Origin of the sequence: Pseudobutyrivibrio sp. 49 (assembly GCF_900100545.1) — a bacterium.
In the GTDB taxonomy this organism is placed as follows: domain Bacteria; phylum Bacillota; class Clostridia; order Lachnospirales; family Lachnospiraceae; genus Pseudobutyrivibrio.
The window spans coordinates 1-18,335 of sequence record NZ_FNDP01000006.1; the positions used below are offsets into that span (position 1 = coordinate 1).

At 40.8% G+C, this 18,335-nt stretch carries 19 protein-coding genes; 3 read left to right on the forward strand and 16 right to left on the reverse strand.

The genetic code is table 11. The features are described from left to right. Positions 1 to 368 precede the first annotated feature (368 nt). The 4 genes from BLP54_RS06935 to BLP54_RS06950 form a co-directional block, all read right to left on the reverse strand. Positions 369 to 1,328 (reverse strand): plasmid recombination protein, encoded by a 960-nt coding sequence (locus BLP54_RS06935; protein ID WP_242870653.1) that lies wholly within the window; start codon positions 1,326 to 1,328, stop codon positions 369 to 371. Positions 1,329 to 1,651: 323 nt separating this feature from the next. Beyond that, positions 1,652 to 1,885: a complexin-2 gene (locus BLP54_RS06940; RefSeq protein WP_090168072.1), complete on the reverse strand. Its 234-nt coding sequence runs from the start codon at positions 1,883 to 1,885 to the stop codon at positions 1,652 to 1,654. A gap of 107 nt (positions 1,886 to 1,992) precedes the next feature. Continuing rightward, on the reverse strand, positions 1,993 to 2,967 hold the full coding sequence (locus BLP54_RS06945) for an AAA family ATPase (protein ID WP_015550818.1): 975 nt from the start codon (positions 2,965 to 2,967) through the stop codon (positions 1,993 to 1,995). 129 nt (positions 2,968 to 3,096) lie between these two features. Further along, entirely contained in the window at positions 3,097 to 3,333 is a 237-nt protein-coding gene (locus BLP54_RS06950; protein WP_013280038.1) for a hypothetical protein, read from the reverse strand. A gap of 164 nt (positions 3,334 to 3,497) precedes the next feature. On the opposite strand from BLP54_RS06950, the gene BLP54_RS06955 reads away from it, so the two are divergent. Then, entirely contained in the window at positions 3,498 to 4,022 is a 525-nt protein-coding gene (locus BLP54_RS06955) for a helix-turn-helix domain-containing protein (protein WP_051594132.1), read from the forward strand. Positions 4,023 to 4,075: 53 nt separating this feature from the next. Further along, entirely contained in the window at positions 4,076 to 5,128 is a 1,053-nt protein-coding gene (locus BLP54_RS06960; protein WP_176754496.1) for a tyrosine-type recombinase/integrase, read from the forward strand. 156 nt (positions 5,129 to 5,284) lie between these two features. On the opposite strand, the gene rpsI is transcribed toward BLP54_RS06960, so the two are convergent. From rpsI to BLP54_RS07010, 10 genes are all read right to left on the reverse strand, one after another. Continuing rightward, positions 5,285 to 5,683, reverse strand: a complete 399-nt coding sequence (gene rpsI / locus BLP54_RS06965) for a 30S ribosomal protein S9 (RefSeq protein WP_028234846.1) — start codon at positions 5,681 to 5,683, stop codon at positions 5,285 to 5,287. A 13-nt stretch (positions 5,684 to 5,696) separates the two neighbouring features. After that, positions 5,697 to 6,125, reverse strand: coding sequence for a 50S ribosomal protein L13 (gene rplM, locus BLP54_RS06970; RefSeq protein ID WP_090168074.1), 429 nt, complete (start codon positions 6,123 to 6,125; stop codon positions 5,697 to 5,699). Between the two features lie 162 nt (positions 6,126 to 6,287). Beyond that, positions 6,288 to 7,025: a tRNA pseudouridine(38-40) synthase TruA gene (gene truA / locus BLP54_RS06975; protein WP_090168081.1), complete on the reverse strand. Its 738-nt coding sequence runs from the start codon at positions 7,023 to 7,025 to the stop codon at positions 6,288 to 6,290. Position 7,026: 1 nt separating this feature from the next. Beyond that, entirely contained in the window at positions 7,027 to 7,827 is an 801-nt protein-coding gene (locus BLP54_RS06980; protein WP_090168083.1) for an energy-coupling factor transporter transmembrane component T family protein, read from the reverse strand. After that, positions 7,812 to 9,581, reverse strand: coding sequence for an energy-coupling factor transporter ATPase (locus BLP54_RS06985; protein WP_090168085.1), 1,770 nt, complete (start codon positions 9,579 to 9,581; stop codon positions 7,812 to 7,814). Before BLP54_RS06985 ends, BLP54_RS06980 begins: the two co-directional genes overlap by 16 nt. Before the next feature lie 9 nt (positions 9,582 to 9,590). Beyond that, entirely contained in the window at positions 9,591 to 10,088 is a 498-nt protein-coding gene (gene trmL / locus BLP54_RS06990) for a tRNA (uridine(34)/cytosine(34)/5-carboxymethylaminomethyluridine(34)-2'-O)-methyltransferase TrmL (RefSeq protein WP_028247695.1), read from the reverse strand. Next, a complete protein-coding gene (locus BLP54_RS06995) occupies positions 10,081 to 11,250 on the reverse strand; it encodes a pyridoxal phosphate-dependent aminotransferase (RefSeq protein WP_090168088.1) in 1,170 nt (389 codons plus the stop codon). The genes trmL and BLP54_RS06995 overlap by 8 nt, the downstream gene beginning before the upstream one ends. Then, the gene (locus tag BLP54_RS07000) at positions 11,247 to 11,729 is read right to left on the reverse strand and encodes an Lrp/AsnC family transcriptional regulator (RefSeq protein ID WP_072919154.1); all 483 of its coding nucleotides are present in this window, start codon (positions 11,727 to 11,729) and stop codon (positions 11,247 to 11,249) included. Before BLP54_RS07000 ends, BLP54_RS06995 begins: the two co-directional genes overlap by 4 nt. A gap of 25 nt (positions 11,730 to 11,754) precedes the next feature. Then, the gene (locus BLP54_RS07005; RefSeq protein WP_090168090.1) at positions 11,755 to 12,735 is read right to left on the reverse strand and encodes an AIR synthase family protein; all 981 of its coding nucleotides are present in this window, start codon (positions 12,733 to 12,735) and stop codon (positions 11,755 to 11,757) included. A 21-nt stretch (positions 12,736 to 12,756) separates the two neighbouring features. Further along, positions 12,757 to 14,394, reverse strand: coding sequence for a VanW family protein (locus BLP54_RS07010; RefSeq protein WP_090168092.1), 1,638 nt, complete (start codon positions 14,392 to 14,394; stop codon positions 12,757 to 12,759). 191 nt (positions 14,395 to 14,585) lie between these two features. Here BLP54_RS07010 and BLP54_RS07015 point away from each other — a divergent pair, with 191 nt between their 5' ends. Continuing rightward, positions 14,586 to 15,179: a hypothetical protein gene (locus tag BLP54_RS07015; protein WP_090168094.1), complete on the forward strand. Its 594-nt coding sequence runs from the start codon at positions 14,586 to 14,588 to the stop codon at positions 15,177 to 15,179. 94 nt (positions 15,180 to 15,273) lie between these two features. Here BLP54_RS07015 and BLP54_RS07020 read toward each other — a convergent pair whose 3' ends face one another. After that, a complete protein-coding gene (locus tag BLP54_RS07020; RefSeq protein ID WP_090168096.1) occupies positions 15,274 to 16,938 on the reverse strand; it encodes a hypothetical protein in 1,665 nt (554 codons plus the stop codon). Positions 16,939 to 17,078: 140 nt separating this feature from the next. Continuing rightward, the gene (gene srtB / locus BLP54_RS07025) at positions 17,079 to 18,290 is read right to left on the reverse strand and encodes a class B sortase (protein WP_090168098.1); all 1,212 of its coding nucleotides are present in this window, start codon (positions 18,288 to 18,290) and stop codon (positions 17,079 to 17,081) included. Positions 18,291 to 18,335 lie beyond the last annotated feature (45 nt).

Consider the following 18,335-nt stretch of genomic DNA (forward strand, 5'->3'; position numbering starts at 1 on the left):
TGTTTGTGATTCAGACACTATTCAATTTTTAAGCTTCAAAACCAAGGCAAAGAATACTCTTTTGCACCTTGGTTTTTGAAGTTGTTTTCGATTTTGGAACAACTTCAATTTATACTTCTTTTTCTTTACGAAAAAGTGTATAGACAATTTTCAAATGAAGGATCATTTTCCTTTCCCATAACATCATCTGCTGACAAACCTTTGAAAATTGTCTATGCACTTTCGTATATGCGATATAAAATAAAGTGCTAATAATACCCCAAATAATTCGACTGATACTATACTGCTATCACTAAACAGCCTCATTTAATCTGAAGGTTGGAGCTTCAATTAATTTGACGAACAACACCTATTGCACTATCAGTTATTCATCTCTCAGGTCTTAGATTATTCCTATTAAGATTTGGACTTTGCTGCTCCTTCCTCTGATCAACTATCGTCTGGCTTTCTCTTAGCTTTTGCAAAATGCTTGTTTTAGCCTTTTCAGCTACCTCAGGCTTCTTGGTCTTATCCCACCATTCCTTGAATGTTCTGAAGGCTTTCGAGACTAGTTTTCCCAGTGTGGTCTTAGGATTTTCGAGTGTTGCGTATCTCATGAATTCCTTTTTCATTTCTGTATTTACCACTGAGTCCACATATTGGTTAACTGTGCTTTCAATGTCCTCCTTCATTTCTTTAGCCGTTCCGTCCAGAGCTTCAATCTGTGTCTCCTTCTCCTGGCACTTATCTTCCAGCTTTTCATATTCTTGCTGCTTTAGCCTTAAGTAGAATTCTTTTGAGAAGTCGCTATTCCTTCCTTTTTCCTTTGGCTTTAAGGTTTCATCTCCAAAGATCTCCGGGTGGTCTTTCATCTGATGCTCTACAAAATCGTGCATTAGATCTTGTATTTTTTCTAGTCTCTCCTGATCAAACACTTTTGTTTTTGCCACCTGTTTGCTTAGTCCTCGTTTGTATCCTGTTGCTACCGGAACTCCTACTACGTGCATATGAGGTGAATCCTCATCCAAGTGTGTTACCGCCGATGCGATTTTGAATTCCGGAACTATCTCTTTTACATATTCAAGCTGTTCTCTCAAGAGTGGCTTCATTGCATTCCACTGCTCTCTCGTCTTATCTGCCCAGAATTCCTTATCCCCTACTTGGAGAATTACCTCCGTAGCCACATCGTTCTTTTTGCTTTCAGATACATACTCCAGATAGTCATGAATCTGTCTGTCACTTCTTTTACCTTTGTTGTATTCCGCAAGTGCCTCAGAGAATTCCCTTTCATAAATCTCTTTTACATCATCGAGAATATTTACTTCACTCCCGACTTCCACTTCGATCATTTCTTCGTTATACTCTTCGCTTTGAAATAATCGAAGATTGTGTTTGCTCACCGAAACCACATCTCGCGTTTTAGTGAGCGAATGCTTCTTACATGAAATGTGAAATGTCACTGTTATCATAAACTAAATCCTTTCGTATTTTTTGCCGCCGGCAGGCCCCTCGGAGAGCCCCCGGATAATGATGTGTAATGTCATTATCCATAGGGGGTTACCCATAACGACACGTTATGGGGAAGCTCGCTCCGCTCGCCTGCCAAACCATTCATTCCTTGGCTGATTATTACCGGAGCGTGTCACGCTCCCGTTCAATCCATCAAGGGAAATCACCATCTAAAATCCCTGTGCATTCCCACCATATCGAGGTAGTCCTGACGAGCTTTTTCCTTCTCCTCTTCTGTGGGTGCTGTCTTGAACTTTGAATAGATTTCATGCCTTGCTAGTTTTTCCATCTTGTCTTCAAGTTCTTTTTTGATCAGATCAGTATCTTCATCAAACTCAAAGACCAATAATCGTACCAGCCTTATAAATAATTCCTGTGATATCTGTACGTTTTTCATTCGTCCCTTTCTTCTAGTCCGCAACAATGCAGTGTCTTTATCTTTTTACAACCTTGCAATCTTAAGAGTGTAACTTCAGATAACTTACATTGTTGCGGTCTTGATTATCATTCGTTCTCTTTCAATATCCAGTACCAAGTATTGTTGATTCTCCTGGCTTTTATTCCAAGTTCGTTTTTGGCTATTTCCAGAGTTCTTTTTGATATATCCTCTTCTTTAGCCAGTTCTACTGCCTCGTTACTTGGGATCATATTATGGTCTTCAGCCAATTCTCTCAGAAGAGCTATCGCCTTTTCCTGCTTATTTGCTTTCGGTGCAATTCCTCCGAGAACTTCGTCTGCGGTTATTTCATAATCTCCAATCCACTCGAATCCCTTTTCTGATAATCTGAAGGCCTTGGAATGTCCAAATGCTGCTAAGTTGTTCTTTATTTGGACTATTGCCCTTAGTTCCGGTTCTCCTTCTATCCTTCCTACCAGCAGGACACTTCTTGCTACTGCGTAGAAGTCAATTGATCCCATCCCTCGATAAGCTGCCTTGTTTCCGGAAGCTTTGTTCATGTGTCCGATTAGGATGATTGCACATTTGTACTTCTCCGCCAAAGCTCCCAGCTTCTTAGTCATATCTCTTGCTTCGTTAGCTCTATTCATATCCATTCCGCCTCCGAGATATGCCTGTAGTGGATCAAGGATCAGGAGTTTTGCTCCAGTCCTTATGATTGCCTGTTCAACTCTCTCATCTACCATTGATAGCGATTTATCACTCTCATCTATCACATGGATTTTGGAGCAGTCAGCCCCGGCACCTTCAAGTCTTGGCTTTACCGTATCAGCCAGTCCATCTTCTGCTGTCTGATATATGATGTTTATTGGTTCCTCACTCTGCAGACCTGTATCTAACGAAATTCCTTTTGATAACTTCGCTGCTGCATTTAGTACAAAAGTTGTTTTTCCATCTCCGGGATCTCCCTGAATGATGGTAAGCTTTCCATATGGTATAAACGGATACCATAGCCAGGAAACTTCTTCAGCTTCTACATCTGACATCTGGATAAGCTTTAATTCTGGTTTGCTTGTTTCCATTTAGATTCCTCCAATCTTATTTTTTTGTTGAACTTGGCCGGAACCCTTGCTATACTTTATTTAATCGAATTTACAAAAGCTCCGGCTTTTCATTTACTCTCTTGTTACCAGCAAGAGAGTTTTTTCATTTTAGACTGCTTCTGGACTAAAGTATCCAATCTCTTCCCACACCTTTCTGTCTGGACAATAGTAGTTGTATTCACTCGAATTCTCTTTCTTCATGGCATATCCAAATTTGAATATTCCCTGTTGGATCCCAATTCTTACAAACTGCGCATCTTTGTGCATTGCCTCAGCGACCTCGGTTATAGGAACATTTCTACCGGTAAATCTTGGCAGTTCTACATATAACTTTTTGTCTTCCATATTTTTTTCACCTCCTCCCGTCTAAAATACGAATTGTCAGTTCGTATTTTGATAATACGTCTTAATAATTCATTTATCAATATATAATATGTATTCTTAATTCGTATTACGCTCTTGCAATTCGTATTACTACATGTTACAATTCACACAAGGAGGTCAGTACGATGAATAATGAATATGATATTGGAAATAGAATTAAGCAGGCCCGCAAAGCTCAGCACCTCAGTCAGACTGAACTGGCTAACAGGCTAGGCAAAACTATGCGTACCGTACAGAAATATGAAAGCGGTGAAATTGAACCTTCAATAGGTATACTGAATGAGATCGCAAATATTCTTAATATCTCCCCGGCAGAACTTATTGGATATCAGAAGAAGAACATCACTTTAGATACTCTCTCAGATGTCCTCTATGTTCTAAACGAATTAAATAAAAAAGCAGGTCTTCACTTCAATATAGACGTAAATCGCCCGCCAAAAACTGAAGAGTGGAGCTGTAGCCTTAAATTCATGGGAAACGATGAAATAGCAGATAATAACGCAGATCTCTGCCTTTTTCTGGAAAGATACGCAGATGAACGAGAAAGCCTAGAACAAGGCCTATCAAATGAAGATAGATTTAATCACTGGTTCGAAACAGAGCTGGCATACTACGCAAATGTAGCATTACCAGATAAGAAAGGTGATTAAGGGTTATACCCTTTTTCATAAATAACCTGAGCATCAAAGGAGGTCGATATTATTTGAAATTACCAAACGGATATGGAAGTGTAATGAAAATGTCCGGAAAACGCAGAAAACCCTATATGGTAAGAGTAACCACCGGATGGACTATTGATCCGGAAAAAGGTACAAAAAAGCAGACGTACAATGTCATAGGATATGCAGAAACCAAGCAGGAAGGCTTACAAATGCTATCAGATTATCATCAGAATCCATTTGATACAAAAGCAGCCAAAATGACATTCACAGACGTATATAATGCCTGGTCTGAAGCAAAGTATCCTACCATCTCTAACTCCAACGTACATGGGTATACAGCCTCATATAACGTATGTGGCACCCTTTACAACAAAACTTTTAGAGATATAAGGCTGGCAGAGCTTCAGAATGTCATTGATACCTGCGGAAAGAATTATCCTACACTCCGTAAGATCAAAGTCCTTTTCAATCAGCTTTACGATTATGCCCTTAAGAACGATATCTGTAACAAGGACTATTCCGAATTTGTAGATATCCTCAAGTATAAGGACAAAAATCCAAATAAGGTTGAGAGAGATATCTTTTCAAAAGCTGAGATTGACAGGATATGGGAACTCAAGGATAATCCGTTCTACCAGACAGTACTGATGCTGATTTACAACGGCTGTAGAATATCTGAACTACTGGATTTGGAAAAGAAAAATGTTCATCTTGAAGAACAGTATTTCGATGTGATACTAAGTAAGACTGAAAATGGTATCAGAAAGGTTCCTATAGCAGATAAGGTTCTACCATTCTACAAAGCCTGGTATGAATCCTCTGACTGTGAATACCTTCTTCACACAGATGACAACAAAAAATTCACCTACAGGAACTATAAAGACAGCTACTGGACACCACTAATAGAAAACCTTGGTATGGAGCATAATCCTCATGATACAAGGCACACCTGCATATCAATGCTGGCAGAAGCTCATGTGGATCCTACAATGATAAAGAAGATCGTAGGACACTCCGGAGCAATGTCTCTGACCGAGAAAGTGTACACACACTTGGATATACAATCCCTTGTAGAAGCCATTAACAAAATTTGATAGATGAGAATTTTGCTGTCTACCTGCTGTTTACTCGCTGTTTACGGTAAAAAATTTTCTGCGTTTCACCACAACTGAATACAATTATAGATAAAAGAAAAACCCCAGAAACACTGAGTTTCTGAGGTTTGTAAATTCTTTTTGAATCTCGAAAGATTATCTCTTTGAGAACTGAGGTGCGCGACGAGCAGCCTTTAAGCCGTACTTCTTACGCTCCTTCATACGTGGATCTCTTGTGAGGAATCCTGCAGCCTTAAGTGTAGGTCTGTACTCAGCATCTACCTCAAGGAGTGCACGTGAGATACCGTGTCTGATAGCACCAGCCTGGCCAGTGTATCCGCCACCCTTAACGTTAACGATAACGTCAAACTTCTCTACAGTACCTGTAGCTACAAGTGGCTGACGAACAACTACCTTTAATGTCTCAAGACCAAGGTACTCGTCGATATCTCTCTTATTTATTGTGATCTTACCTGTGCCAGGTACAAGATATACTCTAGCAACTGAAGACTTTCTTCTACCAGTTCCGTAATACTTTGTTGTATTCTTAGCCATGATCTACCTCCTATTAAAATGTAAGCACTTCTGGCTTCTGTGCCTGCTGCTTATGATCTGGTCCAGCGTAAACGAAAAGCTTTGTGTACATCTGACGACCAAGTGGTCCCTTTGGAAGCATGCCCTTAACAGCGTGCTCGATAACTCTGTCAGGGTGTGTGTTGAGCATCTCACGAAGAGTTGTCTCCTTCATACCACCAACATAGTCTGAGTGATGATAGTAGATCTTCTGATCAAGCTTCTTACCTGTAACCTTAATCTTCTCTGCATTAACTACGATAACATAGTCACCACAATCAGCGTGTGGAGTGAAGACTGGCTTATTCTTACCTCTTAAAACCTTTGCAACTTCTGCACAAAGACGACCAAGTGTCTGTCCCTCTGCGTCAACTACATACCACTTTCTCTCAATCTGAGATGGGTTTGGCATATAAGTATTCATTGAGAATTCCTCCTTAAATAAATCTTAAAAAAGCTCCAAGAAAGTGATGTCCGGGCACTGTCTCGGAAAGTTATAGTAAAACTCATCTCCGGGCTAACAGAAATAAGTTACCTTACTACATCAGCCGTTATAGTATACAATACGAATTGGCTTTCGTCAACATCAAATATCGTATTCTATACCTATCATTGTAAGTCCATGAGCTGGGGCTGTTGGGCCTGCTAATTCACGGTCTCGTCCGCGAAGAATTTCAAGCATGTACATTGGTTCCATCTCGCCTGATCCCACCTTAATAAGTGTACCTGCAATGATACGAACCATATTGTAAAGGAAGCCGTCACCTGTAAGGCGAATGTGGATAACATCATCTTCCTTATAAACCTTTGCTGTATAAATGGTGCGGACACGGGATTTAACCTGTGCCTTTACTGATGAGAGTGATGTGAAATCGTGCTGTCCAATAAGGTAGGCAGCTGCCTCGTTCATCTTTTCCACATCCAAATCATAGTAATAGTGGAAAGTATCCTTACGTTTTGTAGGATCTGGCATTTTACGATTCAAAATCTTATATTCATAAGTCTTGCGACATGGTGTGTATCTTGGATGAAAATCATCCTCCACCTGGCATGAATATTGAACCACAATGTCATCCGGCAAACGCTGATTTAAAGCGAAGCTGATTTTGTCAGCTGGCATACGACTTGTAGTGTCAAATACTGCCACATTTCCAAGAGAATGAACACCAGCATCTGTTCTGCTGGCTCCCATAATAGATATAGGCTCCTGCAAAAGATCTGTAAGAGCCTCGTTTAATTTCTGTTCAATTGTCACTCCGTTTGGCTGAATCTGCCAACCAGAATAGTTTGACCCATCATAGGCCACAACAATCATTACTCGCATATTATAAAATTACCTTTGCTGAATAAAAAACTATTAAATAAATTGCCATACATATGTAGGCGCGCTGATCCAAGGATGTGTACTTAAGTGGACGCATCTTAGTCCTGCCCTCTCCTCCATTATAACATCTTGCTTCCATTGCAAAAGACAAGTCATTTGCTCTTCTGAAGGCCGAAACAAAAAGTGGCACTAAAAGCGGAACCATATTCTTAGCCTTTTTGATGAGGCCACCTGACTCGAAGTCTGCACCTCTTGCCATCTGAGCCTTCATGATTTTATCTGTCTCCTCAATGAGGATAGGAATAAATCTAAGGGCAATAGACATCATCATGGATATCTCATGAACAGGTACTCCTATCTTTTTCATAAAACCAAGTGACTTCTCCAAGCCATCTGTAAGCTGGTTAGGAGTGGTTGTAAGTGTCATAAGAGATGTACCAATGATAAGAAGTACCATTCTACTGGTCATAAGCACTGCATTCTTAAGACCAACATCTGAAATTGTAAAAATCCCAAAGGATGCCAAAGTCTTTCCAGGTGTCAAAAATAAATTGAAAAGACCTGCAATTATAAGCAAAATAATGATTGAACGAAGTCCCTTTACCATAAAAGAAAATGGAACATGACTCATTCTGATGATACCAATGAGTGTGATAAGTACCGCGCCAAAAAGTATCACATTATTTGCTGAAAATAGTGTAATTATAAAAATCAGCGTACCAAATAGCTTCACACGTGGATCAAGTGAGTGAAGCACTGATTCTGCTGGATAATATTGTCCTAAGGTTATTTCACGTAGCATAAAATCTCTTCCTTTGCCTCTTCAACAGTTGTTGCATCAGTTCTGACGCCAAGACCTGCTGCCTTTAAGTCGTTCATTACATAGGTAACCTGTGGTGCTGCAAGTCCCATTACCTCAAGCTCCTTGTAATGAGCAAAGACCTCCTTTGGAGTACCATCAAAGGCTGGCTTACCTGCATCCATAACGATGATGCGATCCACATAGTTTGCTACATCCTCCATGGAATGCGAAACCAAAATAACTGTATCACCGCGCTTCTTATGCATGTCAGCAATCATCCCAAGAATATCATCTCTACCCTTTGGATCAAGACCTGCAGTAGGCTCATCAAGAATGATAACGTTTGGCTTCATGGCAATAACACCAGCAATAGCCGCACGACGCTTCTGTCCACCTGAAAGCTCAAATGGCGAAGCAAGGTAAAACTCTTCTGGGAGCCCCACTAAGCCAAGGGCCTCATAAGCACGCTTAATCTGCTCCTTCTCATCTAATCCCTGATTCTTAGGTCCAAACTGAACATCCTTGAAAACTGTAGTCTCGAAAAGCTGATGCTCTGGGTATTGGAATACCATTCCTACCTGAGTACGAAGGTCCTTAATATCGTAATCCTTATCATAGATATCCTGTCCACGGTAATAGATATGTCCCTCAGTAGCCTTGATAAGACCATTTAGATGCTGAACCAGTGTAGACTTTCCACTACCAGTGTGACCGATGATTCCTATGAACTCACCTTCTTTGATGGAAAGACTTACATCATCAAGAGCTGTAACCTCATAAGCTGTTCCTGGGCTATATTTATAGGAAACATGATCTAAAATCAATTCATTAGTAGCTGATTTAATAGCAGAAGTTTGTCCCTTTGCAGCCTGTGACGCTGCTGCTTTAACTGCTACCCCGGTATTTCTTATCTGAAGAAGGCTGTTTACAAGCTCCTCTCTTGTAAGAATACACTCTGGAAGTGGAAGCCCTGATTTTCTAAGCTCATGTGCCAAAAGAGTAACCTGTGGAACATCAAGGCTGTGTGCCTTTAAAAGATCTACATCCTTGAAAATCTCACGAGGTGTACCTTCCATGAAAACCTTACCCTTTTCCATTACGAAGACATAATCTGAATCAACTACCTCTTCCATGTAATGAGTGATAAGGATTACAGTGATTCCTTTTTCTTTATTAAGAGTATGAACCGCCTGAAGCACATCTTTTCTTCCATCAGGATCAAGCATGGCTGTAGGCTCGTCCAAAATAATGCATTTTGGCTCCATAGCCATAACGCCAGCAATGGCAACACGCTGCTTCTGTCCACCTGAAAGCTTGTTAGGCGAATGACTCTTATATTTGTACATCCCTACCATCTTAAGAGATTTTTCAACTCTCTTTAAAATCTCCTCAGTAGGAACACCGATGTTCTCCGGACCAAAAGCCACGTCCTCATCAACTACAGATGCAATTATCTGATTGTCTGGATTTTGAAAAACCATTCCTGCAGTCTGACGAACTGCAAATGTGAACTCGTCATCTGAGGTGTTCATTCCATCTACAAAAAGAGTGCCCTCAGAAGGTGTAAGAAGTGCGTTGATGTGCTTTGCGAAGGTAGATTTTCCAGAGCCGTTATGTCCTAAAATAGAAATAAACTGACCTGGTTCAACATTAAGATTAACATGATCAAGAGCAACCTGGATTGCCTCCACGTTGCCCTCTTCATCACGTCTAATATATTCATGAACTAAATTCTTTGATTTGATAATCGACATTGGTACCCACTATTCCTTCCAGTTGAGTCTATGTAAATTACCCTCAGTCTCCAAACCGAGGAAGTCGTTCTGTCTCAGTGCCTCATATAAGATGATGGCAACTGAATTTGATAAATTCAGCGAACGTATATCATGTCCCATTGGGATACGAACGCAATTCTCCTCATTGTCTACAAGGATTTCCTCAGGAATTCCAGCTGATTCCTTGCCGAACATTATGTAGCAGTCTGGTTCGTAATTCACCTCGGTATGAGTACGCTTGGCCTTTGTAGTGGCCATATAAATCTTAGCATCTGGGTTCTTTGCTTTGAAGTCGTCCCAGTCATCATAACGGAACACCTCTAGGCGGTCCCAGTAATCCATGCCTGCACGCTTCACAGTCTTGTCTGTAAGGACAAAGCCTAATGGTTCGATTAAGTGAAGGCGTGTGCCTGTGGCACAGCATGTACGCCCAATATTTCCGGTGTTAGCTGGAATCTCAGGCTCATGTAAAATAATATTAAGCATTTCTTAATTCCTTTATAAATTCTTCAATTCTATCCATAGCCTTCTTCAGGGCCTCGAGGGAGTATGCGTAGGAAATACGCACATTACCTTCACCTGATTCTCCGAAGGCTGTGCCTGGTACTACTGCGACCTCTTTTTCTTTAAGAAGTCGTGTACAGAATTCTTCTGAAGACATTCCAAACTCTGCAATAGATGGGAAGATATAAAAGGCACCGTAAGGCTCAAAACATTTGATTCCCATTTTCTTGAAGCGATTAACGAGATAACGACGTCTGTCATTGTACTCCTCTCGCATGTTTGCCACGTCTTCATCACAGTCACGAATAGCTGTGACTGCAGCATACTGGCTAGTAGTAGGCGCGCACATTATAGCAAACTGATGGATTTTTGTCATCTGTTGAACTATTTCTGCAGGTGCACAAACATATCCCAATCGCCAACCAGTCATGGCATGGCTCTTTGAGAAACCATTGATATAGATAGTGCGCTCCTTCATTCCTGGGAAGGATGCGATAGAAACATGTCCCTCGCCAGTATATGTAAGCTCACCGTAAATCTCATCTGTAAGAACAAATAAATCATATTTCTTAACAAGCTCTACGATTGGCTCTAAATCTGCCTTTTCCATAACAGCTCCTGTAGGGTTGTTCGGAAATGGCATGATAAGAATCTTGGTCTTGTCTGTGATAGCTGCTTCCAATTCCTCTGGCTTAAGGCGGAATTCATTCTCCTCCTTAAGATTGATAGCTACAGGAACGCCCCCAGCAAGAATAGTACAAGGCTCGTAAGAAACGTAGCTTGGCTGAGGAATAAGAACCTCATCACCTGGATCAAGCATCGCACGAAGTGCAACATCAATACCCTCAGAACCACCTACTGTCATAAGCATTTCTTTCAGTGGGTCGTAGTGCAATCCATAGTGACGCTCTAAGAAATCAGCAATCTCAATTCTAAGCTCCTTCAAACCTGAGTTTGAAGTGTAGAAGGTGCGGCCTCGCTCCAGTGAATAGATAGCCTCATCTCTAACCTTCCAAGGTGTATCAAAATCAGGCTCGCCTACACCAAGTGAAATTGCATCTGGCATCTCTGCCACAATATCGAAAAACTTTCTAATGCCCGAAGGCTTAATTGAAGTAATAGTTTTATTCAGAGGGTTTCTCATAAGCTCACCTTCTCCCTCTCATCAACATGCTTTTCTGCCATGATAATACCGTGATCCTTGTATTTCTTTAATACAAAGTTGGTCTGTGTAGAAAGCACTGAGTCAAGTGGAGAAAGCTTTGCAGAAACGAAATCTGCCACCTCTCTAAGTGTATGTCCCTCAATAGAAACCATGAAATCATAGCTTCCTGAAATAAGATAAACAGCATCAACCTCTGGATAGTTGTAGATACGCTCAGCAACCTTATCGAAACCCATACCTCTCTGTGGAGTAACACGAACCTCAATAAGAGCCGAAACCTTCTCTACGCTAGCCTTTTCCCAGTTGATAAGTGTAGGATAGCCACAGATTACATGCTCGTTTTCCATAGCCTCAAGCTCATTCATAACTGTAGCCTGGTCACAGCCAAGCATCATAGCTAAATCGCTAAGGTCAATCTTACTGTTGTGTTCAATATAAGTTAAAATCTTCTCTCTCATAATAAAATCCCCTTTCGGTGCAAGTCTATACGTTATAAAGTGCATCAGTTTTCGGAGGCTCTAAAAAACGTACCTCTTCACCATTCAAGATGCGCTTGTCATTTGAAGAGTTGGACTTCCCGATAATGGCGGATGCTACCCCCGCATCTGCCAATTTCCTAACAAGGCCATTTCCATCCTCGGTGGCAATAAGCATCGCCCCCGATGAAATGAGCTCATATGGATTAATTCCAAAGAACTCGCATACCTCTATAGTCTCCTGTTTAACAGGAATCGCTTTCAAATCAATATCAAGACCTACACCTGATGCTTCGCCCATCTCCCAAAGGGCACCAAAGATACCACCCTCGGTAACATCATGCATAGCAGCTACGCCGTGTGCCACTGCAATTCGGCTTTCTGGAAGAACGCTAAGGTACTGATCAAATCCCTTTGCTGTATCAACAAGTGAATGTGGCAAACGTGTAAGAAGCTCTTCCTCGTGGTCCTTTGCAATGATAGATGTACCCTCGAGACCAATCCACTTCGTAAGTACGATATCCATACCAGGCTTTGCTCCACCTGTGGATACCATCTGTCCCTTCTTAACTTTGCCCACAGCTGTAACAGAAATCAGCGGCTGATTAACTGCCTCAGTAACCTCTGTGTGGCCGCCAATAACCTGAACATTATAACGCTTACATGCTGCATCAACCTGCTCCATGATGTGCTTGAGCTTTGCTTCGCGCATACGTGGAGTGAGAAGCACTGTAAGTAAAATGCCTATAGGCTCTGCTCCGGCGCTGGCCAAATCATTAACAGAGATGGTAACAGCAAGCTCACCAATATCAGAGGCTGTGCCTGTGATTGGATCTGTAGATAAAACCATCTCCTCATCTGGGCCAAGCTGTACTGTGGAGCAATCCTCGCCAATAGAAGGGCCATTGCCAACCTCTGGTCTTTTAACATGTAATTGTTTGATAACGGAGCGTTTTAACACGCTCTCTGGTAACTTTCCAATTTCCATAAGTAAGTCCTAAAATATGTGCTAGTTTGCTGGTGCTGCAGCTGGATCTGTAGTAGCTTCTGGGGCTGCAGGAGTAGTATCAGCTGCAGGAGCTGTGTCTTCAGCTGGTGCAGGATTTGTAACCTGATACTTTGGTGTAATAATAAATGGTGTAGAATTTGCAACGCCTGGTGCGTAAGTCGCTATAGCGTTTGCAATAACATTAACATCCTGTGTGGCAATTGCCTGAAGCATTGCATAGGAAAGGTTTGGATCCTCTGATGCAATACCTACTGTAACTGTTCTGTTTGAAGGATTGTATTTACTGTTGTTGTAAACATCGCGGCTAACTTCCACTCCGTTTTCATAAACAACCTTCCAAAGGCGGGCAGTATAACCTGTGTGACCACCTACTGTAGTAGTCATTTTACCAAGTGGCACGTTAGGGTCGCCGACCCATGTAGTATTCTGTACATTTACACCTGTAATTTCTGTTTCAAATTCAACTGAATGACCTGGGTCATCCTCTTCCTTACCATAGATATTGAAGTAGGCGTTATTGCCGTCACAATAACCTTCTATATATATAGGATAATTCTTGTTGTTTCTAATCTGGAAATCCTTACCACCCGACTCAGAAATAGCAGCATCCTGAGATGGCTTAACGTAAGTAACTATCATTGAATGTGAGCTTCTTGTAACAACGCCAAGCTCTGCTTCACGAACTGCTCCATAAAGAGTAGTAGATACCTGACAGATACCACCACCGTATGTCTCTACTGTAGTGCCGTTCTCGTAAGAGCCAGCCAACATATATCCGTTTTCAGCTGAGAAAGGTGTGATGCAGTTAAGTACTGAGAACTCGTCTCCTGGATAAAGGATAGTTCCATTGATGAAGCCTACACCATTGGCCACGTTATTCTTTCTGGCCTTTGAAGATGAACTGTAATCTGTGCTGAAGGAACCAAGCAAATCCTTAATCTCTGCCAGCTCTTCCTTGCTTCCTCTAGGTTCCTTAACCTCGGTAACAAGCTCGACAGTAGTATCGCTACCATCCCATTCATTCTCGATGTAATTCTGTAAAACAGAGGCTGATTCTGGAATCTGAACAACTACTCCTGCCTTACCTTCATGGAATACAAACTGGCCATTCTCACGTGTAAGATAATCATCACTGGCCTCATCATTTACCTGAGAGGATGCTCCGTTAAGATAAAACTCAATACCTGTCTTGTCTGCTCCAAGAGAAAGTGGAAAATCCTTTCCTCTGCCTTCCTCTAAATCCTTGCTAGCCTTAAATCGCTCTGCAAAATTTCCTGTAGAACCGTATGTGGCAGCCTTTTCAAGAACCTCTGGATTCTTTGCTCCGATACAAAGATCCTTACCTGTAGCTGTAAAAGTCTGACCGTTTGCTGAAAGTGTGAAAACTGCACTGTCATAATCAGCAAAATAATTATTTACTACATCCTCTGCCTCAGTAACTGTCTTGCCTGACACATCTGTGCCGCCAATACTGATACCATTTGGGATGATTCTGTTGTCTGTTTCTACTTCCTCTGCAACTGATTCTGCCTCTTCATTGGCAAGCTCCTCATCGGACACCTCATCAGCATATGCTGTAACTGGTGAAACCGCGATGATTGAAGAAGCAAGTAATAATGATAGTAACTTTTTTTTCATAACAATAATGCCTCGTAATTGACTTTATATTTTACAAAATTTAGAATTAAATTATAAACGCAGCGGCAATAGTGGTGATGAGCATACTAAGCACTACAATCACTAATACAACGCTGGCTATAATCTGATGTTTTTTACTACGTTTCATATTTAATACCTCGTTAACATCTATAAGCAAAGGAGATACCACCATGGGCTTTCCTCTTTTACCTTTTATCCTGTTATTTTTAGTTCTTTTATCTATTCGCCTGCATAATTTAAATGCAAAACGTGAGCGGGAGGAAGCTGAGTTCTGGGAAAAAGAACGTCAGGCTAATATAACCCCTGCAAAAGATATATCTAATCTAAGATATATTACCATTCCAATAGAGAAATTTCCATTAAATTTTAGTAATGACGAGGAAGTTATTGCCATTGAAAATGAATTAAAAGAATTATCTACTCATAAGCTTTTGAACCTTACCAGAGTAACAAACACGGACCTTAAGCTTACCTACGGTGTTCCAAATTTCGAGACTATGAGCAAAATTGGTGACGACTACGACAGAGCTACTGTTCTTCTTAATAAATATGCAGAAGCTCTTATGGAAGCTGGAAGAATTGACGATGTGATTACAGTCCTTGAATTTGCTGTAGGTACAGGTACTGATATTAGCGAATCCTATACCCTGCTGGCAAAATGTTATAAGCAAAAGGAGCTGGATTCAAAGCTTGATTTACTGAAAAATCAGGTTGAGCAAAGCTCTCTTTATTTCAAGGATTCAATATTGGAAAAGATTTCATAGGTTCTTGTGGGCTTTTTCCTTAAGTAGCCCACAAGAAGTCATAAAAAATGACCAGCACCTGATTGATTAGGGTACTGGTCGTTTTATTATCTGACTAGTTTTGCTCTTCTTCTCTCTTAACTTTTGTAAAAGCAATAAATCCTGCTATTGCTCCAAGTAATGGAAGTGTACTTCCGTTCCAGATAGCCATGCTCTTTGTAGTCTCTCCTGGCTTTGCAACTTCCTGCTCTGGGATTGTAACTGTCTGAGCTACATCCTCCTCTGCCTCTACATCCATTACTGCAAGAGGAACCTGAACATCTTCAATAGACTGAACCTCTACATGTCTGACTGGAGCTATCACAGAAGGCTGTACTGCCTGCTCCTGAGTCTGTTCAACTGTTGTTGCTGGTACCGGAGTATCTTCTATTGCTATAGTAGCCTGTGGAGCCACATTATTCTGAGCCTGCTGACTTGCTATGATTTCCTGAATTCTATCACCTAAAGCATCTACTTTGTCCTTCAGATATTCAATTTTATTGTCATAGCCCTGAATCTCTACCTGGATGTCTTCCAAATCTTCTCTAAGGTTATTAATCTGATTTGTAACATTAGAAAGTGTAGCAGTAAGCTCTGCAATTCTGTCATTAAGGTTAGCAATTGTTGTAGTTGCAGCTTCTACATAATCCTTATATTCCTTTCGATTATCAACATCCTGCTTGTACTGGTTCTGGGTGTACCAGTCAACGCCCTTCTTCTGCTGGCCTTCCTCAGCATAAAAACCTGCCTGTTCATCACGCTGTGCTGCATGGAAGGTGTAACCATATACTGTCTGGTTTTTAATCTTTCCAGGAACATTTTTCTCGTAGGTTGATACCTTGTGTGGATCTTCTGTCCAAACCTTATAGGTAGGAGTCTTTTCTACTACGTTGATACCTGCAACTACTGAAGAGTCATTCTCATTTTCAACAAGTCCCTGGAACATTGAATTGCCTTCTTCATCACAGGTTACATAATCAAAATATCTCTCAACATATACTGGCTCGTCATCGATATTTTTTACATACTTAACGCAGTAATGCTTGTCATCGTAATTCTTATTGAAGTTCTCACCAAAAAATACTTTATCAGCATCCTCAGCGCTAACCTCGCCTGTCATAATCAACTTATAAAGAATCATTTCCTTAGCAAGTTGACGACCCTCATTTTTATAGTAATTATCCATTGTGAGATTCTTGTTTTGCTCATAAAGCTGAGCTCTTACAGCAGCTTCTTCAGCCATTTTTTCACTTACTACAGCTTCCTGCTCATCAAGCCCTTCATTGGCATAACCAGCCTCCTCATAAGACTGCTGTCTGTCAGCCATCTCCTGCTGAACATCTGCTAATTGGCTCTGAGCATCTGCAAGCTCGCCCGATACAGTGGCCTGCTCTGCCTGCGCACTCACAAGATTCTCAACAATAATATCCTTCTCTATTTCAGCCTCTGCCTTTAATTCCTCTGTCTCAGCAATCTCAACCTCAGTCTCAGTTATGGCTTCCTGAGCACTCTCTACTGTCTCATATGAATATACCTCATACTCATCTTGCTGCTCTGTAGCATGTGTCTCTTCTACAGTCTCTTCAACAGTCTGCTCTACAGCAAGCTCTGCTTCTTCATTTACTTCTGCTGAAAGTTCTTGAGCAAATACCAAATCAGCTCCAGTTAATGCTGATGCTCCTCCAATTGCAACTCCTGTGATAGCAGTTCCCTTTAATAAACTAACAATCTTCTTTGCCATAATCCCTCCGAAATACCACTAATTAATTTCAACTTCGTTTTTGTTAAACGATATATCGGAACTCATTTTGGCTTTCTTAACATTACATCTTGCCAGAATAACACTTTTTCTGCCTATCAATATAACATTTTATTTGTAGATTAATCCACTTTATCAACTAAGTATCCATGAACTGTAAATCTCATTTCCTGAGCAGAGCAGGTAGAAAGTGTAACTATCTTGTCAGCCGAGGTAACATTCTTTGCAACTGAAAATTCCTTATAAGCATGTTTATTCAAATCGTCAATATAGCCCTGAAATTCTGGATTGTCATAATAAGGCACTGTGTATACCCATGATGCAGGCTCCGTATCAAAATATGAAAAGATTTCAAATCTCATCTTTGCTGTTGGGGTTATAATTTGGAAATATCTATGCTCATCATAGAAATTTTCATCTGTCTTGTAATACTTTAATTTTCCAAACATGGAAAGATTTCGCATATTGTGGCCATAAATAATATTATGGCTGTCGCTAAAATCCTTTAGATTATATCCTTCCAAAAAAATACTTCCAGCGGTGGCATATTCCTTGTCTATGGTTGTTCGAAGATATCTTTCGTCATCACCTGAGTGCATTATTGGATAGCTGATGTCTGTTCCTTCAACATAAATCCATCCAGCCACATCAGGATTGATGCTCTGTAAAGCCGAAATATCCACATCAAGCATTTCCTGCCATGGCACCTGCAGAACCTGATCATCCGTTTTTGTAACATAGGTTTGTTCCAGTGAATCATATAAATCATTTGACTTCTGATAACCTAAATAGATATAAACAAATCCACCTATGGAGCCAAACACTATAACAAGCCCTAGTGCAAGTATTACCTTTGGATTGATTTCTTTTTTCTTCTTGTCCTCAACACTGGCAAGAAGCACTCCCACGATAAGCAGGAGAAATGCTACTATTTTCCCCTTAGTCTCTGAAATCAACGCCGCAATATTCCCTATAAAAGGATAATGTGCCACAACCCTACCTAGCACATTTTCATAGGTCACGGGCATAAAGTCGTTAGTAGGATTGGCATCACCTCTTGTGGTAATCAGTCGATGCTTGGCATCCAATTCCACAATCCTGTGGGTAACTACGCTGGCTCCCACGTCAAAGGCAATAATATCCCCCTCAGCAAGCTCCTGAAAATCAACAGGCTTAACATATACTATTGAACCTACAGGGATTTCTGGAGTCATAGACCCGGTGATTACATTGTATTCCTGCATTCCCATTATCCTTGGAATAGCCAGCGGTAGACAGGATACAATAACTAAAATGATTATACAATTACCTAGTATTTTAAGAAATTTTTCCATAATTAGATATTACCACACTTTAAAAGGGGCGACCATTAAGTCGCC

What these genes read in the sequence shown, in the direction of transcription:
- BLP54_RS06935 (WP_242870653.1), bottom strand. Translation starts at nt 1,328, where the DNA reads ATGATCGAAGTGGAAGTCGGGAGTGAAGTAAATATTCTCGATGATGTA.
- BLP54_RS06940 (WP_090168072.1), bottom strand. Translation starts at nt 1,885, where the DNA reads ATGAAAAACGTACAGATATCACAGGAATTATTTATAAGGCTGGTACGA.
- BLP54_RS06945 (WP_015550818.1), bottom strand. Translation starts at nt 2,967, where the DNA reads ATGGAAACAAGCAAACCAGAATTAAAGCTTATCCAGATGTCAGATGTA.
- BLP54_RS06950 (WP_013280038.1), bottom strand. Translation starts at nt 3,333, where the DNA reads ATGGAAGACAAAAAGTTATATGTAGAACTGCCAAGATTTACCGGTAGA.
- BLP54_RS06955 (WP_051594132.1), top strand. Translation starts at nt 3,498, where the DNA reads ATGAATAATGAATATGATATTGGAAATAGAATTAAGCAGGCCCGCAAA.
- rpsI (WP_028234846.1), bottom strand. Translation starts at nt 5,683, where the DNA reads ATGGCTAAGAATACAACAAAGTATTACGGAACTGGTAGAAGAAAGTCT.
- rplM (WP_090168074.1), bottom strand. Translation starts at nt 6,125, where the DNA reads ATGAATACTTATATGCCAAACCCATCTCAGATTGAGAGAAAGTGGTAT.
- truA (WP_090168081.1), bottom strand. Translation starts at nt 7,025, where the DNA reads ATGCGAGTAATGATTGTTGTGGCCTATGATGGGTCAAACTATTCTGGT.
- BLP54_RS06980 (WP_090168083.1), bottom strand. Translation starts at nt 7,827, where the DNA reads ATGCTACGTGAAATAACCTTAGGACAATATTATCCAGCAGAATCAGTG.
- BLP54_RS06985 (WP_090168085.1), bottom strand. Translation starts at nt 9,581, where the DNA reads ATGTCGATTATCAAATCAAAGAATTTAGTTCATGAATATATTAGACGT.
- trmL (WP_028247695.1), bottom strand. Translation starts at nt 10,088, where the DNA reads ATGCTTAATATTATTTTACATGAGCCTGAGATTCCAGCTAACACCGGA.
- BLP54_RS06995 (WP_090168088.1), bottom strand. Translation starts at nt 11,250, where the DNA reads ATGAGAAACCCTCTGAATAAAACTATTACTTCAATTAAGCCTTCGGGC.
- BLP54_RS07000 (WP_072919154.1), bottom strand. Translation starts at nt 11,729, where the DNA reads ATGAGAGAGAAGATTTTAACTTATATTGAACACAACAGTAAGATTGAC.
- BLP54_RS07005 (WP_090168090.1), bottom strand. Translation starts at nt 12,735, where the DNA reads ATGGAAATTGGAAAGTTACCAGAGAGCGTGTTAAAACGCTCCGTTATC.
- BLP54_RS07010 (WP_090168092.1), bottom strand. Translation starts at nt 14,394, where the DNA reads ATGAAAAAAAAGTTACTATCATTATTACTTGCTTCTTCAATCATCGCG.
- BLP54_RS07015 (WP_090168094.1), top strand. Translation starts at nt 14,586, where the DNA reads ATGGGCTTTCCTCTTTTACCTTTTATCCTGTTATTTTTAGTTCTTTTA.
- BLP54_RS07020 (WP_090168096.1), bottom strand. Translation starts at nt 16,938, where the DNA reads ATGGCAAAGAAGATTGTTAGTTTATTAAAGGGAACTGCTATCACAGGA.
- srtB (WP_090168098.1), bottom strand. Translation starts at nt 18,290, where the DNA reads ATGGAAAAATTTCTTAAAATACTAGGTAATTGTATAATCATTTTAGTT.